At 70.4% G+C, this 7,837-nt stretch carries 7 protein-coding genes and 1 pseudogene; 4 read left to right on the forward strand and 4 right to left on the reverse strand.

Annotated elements, in window-relative coordinates:
* Positions 1 to 3: 3 nt before the first annotated feature.
* Positions 4 to 675, reverse strand: coding sequence for a GntR family transcriptional regulator (locus tag ADL01_RS16630; protein WP_053742772.1), 672 nt, complete (start codon positions 673 to 675; stop codon positions 4 to 6).
* Between the two features lie 309 nt (positions 676 to 984).
* Here ADL01_RS16630 and ADL01_RS16635 point away from each other — a divergent pair, with 309 nt between their 5' ends.
* Positions 985 to 1,890, forward strand: a complete 906-nt coding sequence (locus tag ADL01_RS16635) for a D-alanyl-D-alanine carboxypeptidase family protein (RefSeq protein WP_053742786.1) — start codon at positions 985 to 987, stop codon at positions 1,888 to 1,890.
* Between the two features lie 71 nt (positions 1,891 to 1,961).
* Here ADL01_RS16635 and ADL01_RS16640 read toward each other — a convergent pair whose 3' ends face one another.
* The 3 genes from ADL01_RS16640 to pdhA are packed head-to-tail and all read right to left on the reverse strand — an operon-like array spanning position 1,962 to position 5,663.
* Positions 1,962 to 3,398, reverse strand: coding sequence for a dihydrolipoamide acetyltransferase family protein (locus tag ADL01_RS16640; protein WP_053742773.1), 1,437 nt, complete (start codon positions 3,396 to 3,398; stop codon positions 1,962 to 1,964).
* A 10-nt stretch (positions 3,399 to 3,408) separates the two neighbouring features.
* Complete coding sequence (locus tag ADL01_RS16645; protein WP_053742774.1) at positions 3,409 to 4,395, reverse strand: alpha-ketoacid dehydrogenase subunit beta; 987 nt, start codon at positions 4,393 to 4,395, stop codon at positions 3,409 to 3,411.
* Positions 4,392 to 5,663: a pyruvate dehydrogenase (acetyl-transferring) E1 component subunit alpha gene (gene pdhA / locus ADL01_RS16650; RefSeq protein ID WP_053742775.1), complete on the reverse strand. Its 1,272-nt coding sequence runs from the start codon at positions 5,661 to 5,663 to the stop codon at positions 4,392 to 4,394. Before pdhA ends, ADL01_RS16645 begins: the two co-directional genes overlap by 4 nt.
* A 319-nt stretch (positions 5,664 to 5,982) precedes the next feature.
* On the opposite strand from pdhA, the gene ADL01_RS16655 reads away from it, so the two are divergent.
* The 3 genes and pseudogenes from ADL01_RS16655 to ADL01_RS46200 all read left to right on the forward strand — a co-directional run.
* Complete coding sequence (locus tag ADL01_RS16655; protein ID WP_053742776.1) at positions 5,983 to 6,681, forward strand: response regulator; 699 nt, start codon at positions 5,983 to 5,985, stop codon at positions 6,679 to 6,681.
* A 307-nt stretch (positions 6,682 to 6,988) separates the two neighbouring features.
* Positions 6,989 to 7,450 (forward strand): phosphotransferase, encoded by a 462-nt coding sequence (locus ADL01_RS16660; protein WP_234354664.1) that lies wholly within the window; start codon positions 6,989 to 6,991, stop codon positions 7,448 to 7,450.
* A pseudogene (locus ADL01_RS46200) lies at positions 7,423 to 7,837 on the forward strand (hypothetical protein); the annotation flags it as partial. The gene ADL01_RS16660 and the pseudogene ADL01_RS46200, both read left to right, overlap by 28 nt.

Genomic DNA, 7,837 nt, shown 5'->3' on the forward strand with positions numbered 1-7,837 from the left:
AACTCATCGCACTTCGCCCCGCGCCAGGTTGGAGAACCAGCTCACGTGCCGGTGCACGATCGCCACCGCCGCCTCCGGGTCGCCCGCGCGCAGCGCGTCGAGGATCTCCCGGTGTTCGGCGAGCGTCTTGGTGATGCGGTCGGGGTGGGCGTGCATGACCGCGACGCCCATCCTCAGTTGCCGGTCGCGCAGTTGGTCGTACAGCCGGGAGAGGATCTCGTTGCCCCCGCTGCGGACGATCTCGGCGTGGAAGCAGCGGTCGGTCACGGCGGCGCCCGCGAGGTCGCCTGCGGCGGCCTGCTCGCGCTGCCGTTCGAGGAGTTCGGTGAGCCGGGCGATGAGCCGCGGCGAGGCGGGCACGGCCTTGCGGATGGCGTGCTCCTCGACCAGTTGGCGGGTCTCGACGACATCCGCGATCTCCTGGGCGGAGACGGGCAGGACGAGCGCGCCCTTCTTCGGGTAGAGCTTGATCAGTCCCTCGGCCTCCAGGCGCAGCAGCGCCTCGCGCACCGGAGTGCGGGACACCCCGACGGCCTCGGCGAGTTCGCCTTCGGTGAGCAGGGTCCCGCCCTCGTAACGACGGTCCAGGACGCCCTCTTTGACGTGGGTGTAGACGCGGTCGGCGGCGGGAGGCTGCTTCACGTGCCGCATGTGCTGCACGGCGGGGCTGTTCATGGCGACATCATAGATACATCACGTACGCATAAGGGCGGTCGTCCGCCATATGGACCGATCCCGGGGCCGTTCCCCGATCGGGGCGTGACGTCGCCGCACGGACAACAGTTCAATCTCCGGAAGGGTCGCGGGAACCACGCGGAGCCGTACGGCGTCCTTCGGAAAGGGAAAATCGGGGAACCCGCCTCAGCACGCGCACAACCAACTGTGCTAGTTACGAGTCACAGAGAGCGGCGATTCGCCGACTCGGCCAACTCGGCCGCTCTCCAGTGGCATTCGGACGATTCAGACGTAATCGGGGTATTGAAGTTGATAACCGGCATCCAGGGCATCCGTTTTCGCAGAGCCGCAGCCGTCGTGGTCACCACCGGCGCCGTGCTCGCGACCGGGGCGCTCACCGCGGCGCCCGCACAGGCCGCTGTGGCCGTTCCGACGATCGTCGCCAAGGGCGGCTATCTGATGAACAACGCCAACGGCTCGAGCCTGTACGGCAAGGCCGCCGACACCAAGCTGTCCACCGGTTCCACCACGAAGGTCATGACGGCGAAGGTCGTGCTGGCCCAGCCGAACCTGAACCTCAACGCCAAGGTCACGATCCAGAAGGCGTACAGCGACTACATCGTCGCCAACAACGCCTCCTCGGCCCGGCTGATCGTCGGCGACAAGGTCACCGTCCGTCAGCTGCTGTACGGGCTGATGCTGCCCTCGGGCTGTGACGCGGCGTACGCGCTGGCGGACAAGTTCGGCACCGGCTCGACGCGTGCCCTCCGGGTGAAGTCGTTCATCGGCAAGATGAACAGCACGGCCCGGAGTCTCGGCATGACGAACACCAAGTTCGACAGCTTCGACGGCATCGGCAACGGGGCGAACTACTCGACCCCGCGCGACCTGACGAAGCTCGCCAGCAACGCCATGAAGTCCGGCGCCTTCCGCGCGATAGTGAAGACGCAGAACTTCAAGGAACTGGTCACCACGTCCACCGGCGGCACCCGCTGGATGGCCTGGGAGAACACCAACAAGCCGCTGCTGTCCGGCTACGCCGGCACCATCGGCATCAAGACCGGCTCCGGCCCGCAGGCCAAGTACTGCCTGGTCTTCGCCGCGACCCGCAACGGCAAGACGGTCATCGGCACGGTCCTCGCCTCCGCGTCGGTCGCCGATCGCACGTCGGACGCGAAGAAGCTCATGAACTACGGCTTCGCGCGCCTGGGCTGACCCCCGGCACGCACGCATGACTGAGGGGGCCCACCACTCCGGTGGGCCCCCTCAGTCATGCGCTCACGCTCCTACGCCCAGGTGATGAGCTTCTTCGGCTGCTCCAGGATCGCCGCCACGTCCGCCAGCACCTTGGACCCCAACTCCCCGTCCACCAGCCGGTGGTCGAAGGACAGGGCCAGGGTCGTCACCTGTCGGGGCTTGACCTTGCCCTTGTGGACCCACGGCTGCAGCCGGATCGCGCCGACCGCGAGGATCGCGGCCTCTCCGGGCGGCAGGATCGGCGTGCCCGTGTCGACGCCGAAGACGCCGACGTTCGTGATCGTCACGGTGCCGCCCTGCATGGCCGCGGGCGACGTCCTGCCGTCCCGCGCCGTGGACACCAACTCGCCGAGCGCCTCCGCCAGTTGCGGAAGCGTCTTGTCGTGGGCGTCCTTGATGTTCGGGACGATCAGACCGCGCGGGGTGGCCGCCGCGATGCCCAGGTTGACGTAGTGCTTGAGCACGATCTCCTGGTTCGCCTCGTCCCAGGACGCGTTGACCTCCGGATGGCGCCTGATGGCGACCAGCAGGGCCTTGGCGATCAGGAGCAGCGGGTTCACCCGTACCCCTTGCATCCCGTACTCGGCGGACCGCTTGAGCTCCTCGACCAGCTTCAGCGTGCGCGTCACGTCGACGGTCACGAACTCCGTGACGTGCGGCGCCGTGAACGCCGAGCCGACCATCGCCGCCGCGGTCGCCTTCCGTACGCCCTTGACCGGCACGCGCGTCTCCCGCGTGCCGTCGTACGAGGCCACCGGCGCCGGTGCGGCGGGGGCGGCCGGTGCCGCCCGCACCGCCTCGGGCGTCGCCGGGGCCACCGCCGCGTGCACGTCCTCGCGCGTGATGACGCCGTCGGCGCCCGACGGGGTCACCGTCGTCAGGTCGACGCCGAGATCCTTGGCGAGCTTGCGCACCGGCGGCTTCGCGAGCGGACGCGCGGAGGCGACCGCGGCCCCTCCGGCGAGGGCCGTGAGGTCACTGTGACCGTTCAGCTCCTGCTGGACCGCCGCGGCGACCTCCCGGGCCGGGACCTCGGCGCCCTTGCGGGGACGACGCTTGGTCGAGGAGGCGGACACGCCGTAGCCGACGAGGACCGGCTGACGGGCCGGCGCCTTCTCCTCCTGGGCGACCTGGGTGGTGGCCTGGGTGGCCTGGGGGACCTCGGCGGCAACCGACGGCTCTGCCTCCGCCGCCTCCCCGGCGCCGCCCGTGACGTCCACCGCGATGATCGACGTACCCACGTCGACCGTCGTGCCCTCGGGGAAGTGGAGTGAGCGCACGACCCCGTCGTACGGGATGGGCAGTTCGACGGCCGCCTTGGCGGTCTCGACCTCGCACACCACCTGTCCGTCGGTCACCGTGTCGCCCGGCTGGACGTACCACTTGAGGATCTCGGCCTCGGTGAGTCCCTCGCCCACGTCGGGCATGGTGAACTCGCGAACGGACGCGTCAGTCATTGTCGTCACGTCCCTCTCCTCAGTACGCCAGCGAGCGGTCGACGGCGTCGAGCACCCGGTCCAGGCTCGGTAGGTACTCGTCCTCGAGGCGGGCCGGCGGGTACGGGGCGTGGTAGCCGCCGACCCTGAGCACCGGTGCCTCCAGGTGGTAGAAGCAGCGCTCCGTGATCCTCGCGGCGATCTCCGCGCCCGAGCCGAAGAACACCGGCGCCTCGTGCACCACGACCAGACGGCGGGTCTTCTCGACGGAGGCCTGGACGGAGTCGAAGTCGAGCGGGGAGACCGACCGGAGGTCGAGGACCTCCAGGGACCGGCCCTCCTCGGCCGCCGCGTTCGCGACCTCCATGCACAGCTTCACCATCGGGCCGTAGGCGGCGAGGGTGAGGTCGGTGCCGGCTCTGACCACCTGGGCTTTGTGGAGCGGGCCGGGGATGGCCTCCACATCGACCTCGGCCTTGTCCCAGTAGCGCCGCTTCGGCTCGAAGAAGATCACCGGGTCGTTGCTCTGGATGGCCTGCTGCATCATCCAGTAGGCGTCCGACGCGTTGGACGGGGACACGATCTTGAGGCCCGCCACATGCGCGAAGAGCGCCTCCGGGGACTCCGAGTGGTGCTCGACCGCGCCGATGCCCCCGCCGTACGGGATGCGGATGACGATCGGGAGCTTGATCTTGCCCAACGCGCGTGCGTGCATCTTCGCGAGCTGGGTGACGATCTGGTCGTACGCCGGGAAGACGAAGCCGTCGAACTGGATCTCCACCACGGGGCGGTAGCCGCGCAGGGCGAGGCCGATGGCCGTGCCGACGATGCCCGACTCGGCGAGCGGGGTGTCGATGACCCGCTCCTCGCCGAAGTCCTTCTGCAGACCGTCGGTGACCCGGAAGACACCGCCGAGCTTGCCGACATCCTCACCCATGATCAGGACCTTGGGGTCCGTCTCCAGGGCCTTGCGCAGCGATTCGTTGATCGCCTTGGCCAGGGCCATGCTCTTCGACGTCACGGTCATGACCCCTCCACATCGGTGAACGACGCCTGGTAGGCGGCGAACTGGGCCCGTTCCTCGTCCACGAGCGCGTGCCCGTCGGCGTAGGTGTGCTCGAACATCGCGAAGGGGTCCGGGTCCGGCATGGCACGGACCACTTCGCGTACTCGCCTGCCCAACGACTCGCTCTCGGCCTCCAGTTCCGCGAAATATCCCTCGTCCGCGTGGTTTGAGGCCTCCAGGTACGTACGCAGGCGCGCGATCGGGTCCTTGGCGGCCCAGGCCGCCCGCTCGTCGTCGTGGCGGTAGCGGGTCGCGTCGTCGGAGGTGGTGTGGTCGCCCATGCGGTAGGTGTACGCCTCGACCAGCGTCGGCCCCTCGCCGTTGCGGGCCCGCTCCAGGGCCCACTTCGTCACCGCGAGGACGGCCAGCACGTCGTTCCCGTCGACCCGTACGCCAGGGAAGCCGTAGCCCTGCGCGCGCTGGTAGAGCGGGACGCGGGTCTGGCGCTCGGTCGGCTCGGAGATGGCCCACTGGTTGTTCTGGCAGAAGAACACCACGGGGGCGTTGTAGACCGAGGCGAAGGTGAAGGACTCGGCGACGTCGCCCTGGCTGGAGGCGCCGTCCCCGAAGTACGCGATGACGGCCGAGTCGGCGCCGTCCTTGGCCACGCCCATCGCGTAGCCGGTGGCGTGCAGGGTCTGCGAGCCGATGACGATCGTGTAGAGGTGGAAGTTGTTGCTGTTGGGGTCCCAGCCTCCGTTGTTCACTCCGCGGAACATGCCGAGCAGGTTGGTCGGGTCGATGTCCCGGCACCAGGCGACGCCGTGCTCACGGTAGGTGGGGAAGACGTAGTCGTCGGGGCGGGTGGCGCGGCCGGAGCCGATCTGGGCGGCCTCCTGGCCGAGCAGCGAGGCCCACAGGCCCAGCTCGCCCTGGCGCTGGAGGGCGGTGGCCTCGGCGTCGAAGCGGCGGGTCAGCACCATGTCCCGGTACAGGCCGCGCAGGTCGTCGGAGGTGAGGTCGGCGACGTACGGCTCGTAGGCGGCGTTCTTGACGCGCCTGCCCGCCGGGGTCAGCAGTTGGACGAGGTCGGGATCGGCGACCGCCCTGACCGTCTTCGCGGCCGGCTTCTTGGCGGCGGCGGCGCGTTTGGCGGGGGTGCGCTGCGCGGCCGTGGCTGGGGCGTCGGCGGCCGGTGCGTCGGCGCTCTGCGCGGTGGTGCGGGTGGTACCGGTCTTGCTTCCGGCGCTGCGTCGCGGTTTGCGCGCGGCAGTGCTCTCCACGGTCACGTGTACTCCTCCGTCGGTCCGGCCCCGGGGTTGCCGGGAAACCAGTGCGGTCACCTGTTCCCGAGACCCGTGCACGGGGTGGGTGCCACTCGGCCGGGAACAGGCGTGACAGGTGCCCCGGCGAGCGTCCGCAAAGCTCACGTTACCCAGTGCGCCATATTTCTATGAAACCCCCCTGACCTGCGATTTTGCTTGGAAATCCAAGTAAATTGAACAAGTCGGGAAGGGGCCCTGGTCACAGCCTTGCGAGGGCCGGAACAACCGCACGTTATCCCGCTCACCCGGCTCACGGGAAGAGCCGGTATGTGAGACTGTCCGGGTGCCCGAAGACGGAAAAATCACTGTATTTCTCCTCGATGACCATGAAGTCGTCCGCCGGGGAGTCCGCGAGCTGCTCTCGGTCGAGGACGACATCGAGGTGGTCGGCGAGGCCGGTACGGCGGCGGAGGCGCTGGCGCGAATTCCGGCCACCCGCCCGGACGTGGCGGTCCTGGACGTACGGCTCCCGGACGGCAGCGGCGTCGAGGTGTGCCGTGAGATCCGTTCCCAGGACGGGGGCGTCAAGTGCCTGATGCTGACCTCGTTCGCCGACGACGAGGCCCTCTTCGACGCGATCATGGCGGGCGCGTCCGGGTACGTCCTGAAGGGCATCCGAGGGCATGAACTGCTGGCTGCCGTACGGGACGTGGCCGCAGGCAGGTCCCTGCTCGACCCGGTCGCCACCGCCCGTGTCATGGAGCGGCTGCGGGACGGCGCGAACCCGGCGCAGGGCGACGAGCGGCTCGCGAACCTCACCGAGCAGGAGCGCCGGATCCTCGATCTGATCGGCGAGGGACTCGCCAACCGCGCGATCGGCGAACGGCTGCACCTGGCTGAAAAGACGATCAAGAACTATGTGTCCGGGCTGCTGTCCAAGCTGGGCATGCAGAGGCGCGCGCAGGCGGCGGCGTACGTGGCCCGGATGCAGGCGGAGCGCCACGAGCGGCAGGGCGGACAGGGGCCGCGGCAGGGCTTTTGAGGGGGGACCCCCTGAATCGGGACTTTGGGCCTTTGTTCTCGGGGCGAGCGCCCCTGGTGTGCCCGTCCTCGCGGCGCCCACAGCGGGCGCATGCCGACCGATGAACAGCGCGCCGCCGATCTTCTCGGCGCGTCGAGCACGGCCGGGTCGCGACCAGCATGCGCGCGCTAGCTACGAACCGAACTCCAGTTCGCCACAGTGCACTCCCTGATCGAACCCGACTGTCCGTGACAGCCTGCGGTCACCTGTGACTGCCTGCGACAAGCGCCCCGCTCACGCGCCCGGCTCGTGCCCTACCATCTGGCGCGTGCCGCGCTCATCTGTACCACCTTTCACGTCCCACGCGCCCCCTCTGGGCGTCCTCCTCCGCCAGTACGCCGCCGGGTCCGCGCTGACCTGCGTCCCCGTCGACCAAGGGCTGCTGAACCGCGGATACCGGCTCGCCACCACCCGCGGCGACTACTTCCTGAAGCACCACTTCGACCCCGAGACCGCCGACCCCGCCGCGATCGCCCGCCAGCACCGGGCGACCCAGCGCCTCGCGGATCTCGGCGTCCCGGTGGCCCCGCCGCTGCCCGGCCGCGACGGCCGGTGGCCCCGCCGCTGCCCGGCCGCGACGGCCGTACGGTCGCTGTCGTCGGCGGCCACGCCTACGCCCTGCACCCCTGGATCGACGGCCGCCACCGCCACGGCGGCCAGCTCAGCACCGTCCAGTGCGGCCGGCTGGGCGCGCTCCTGGGCGTGGTCCACGCGAGCCTGGAACGGGTGATGCCGGCGCGGTGCCAGGCACCGGGCGAGCAGGGCGGGGACGGGCGGAGTGAGGACGGACGGCGCGCCGACGAGACCGCCGGACGGAGCCGGGCAGCCGGCCCGCCGCAGCCCACCGAACCGGGCGGCGCCGCCCAGCGCCGGGAGGCCGCCCGAGGGGCAGCCGCCCACCACTGCTCCGCCGCCCGCCGAAGCGGATCCACCGCCCGGAGCCGAGCCGCCGCCCCTGCCGAAGCCGCCGCGGCCGCCCCCGGCACCCACCACCTAAAGCCCCCCTCCGCCCCCGACCCCGCCGACCCCGCCGCGATCGCCCGCCAGCACCGGGCGACCCAGCGCCTCGCGGATCTCGGCGTCCCGGTGGCCCCGCCGCTGCCCGGCCGCGACGGCC

Source organism: Streptomyces sp. NRRL WC-3618 (genome assembly GCF_001280005.1).
Taxonomy (GTDB): Bacteria; Actinomycetota; Actinomycetes; order Streptomycetales; family Streptomycetaceae; genus Streptomyces.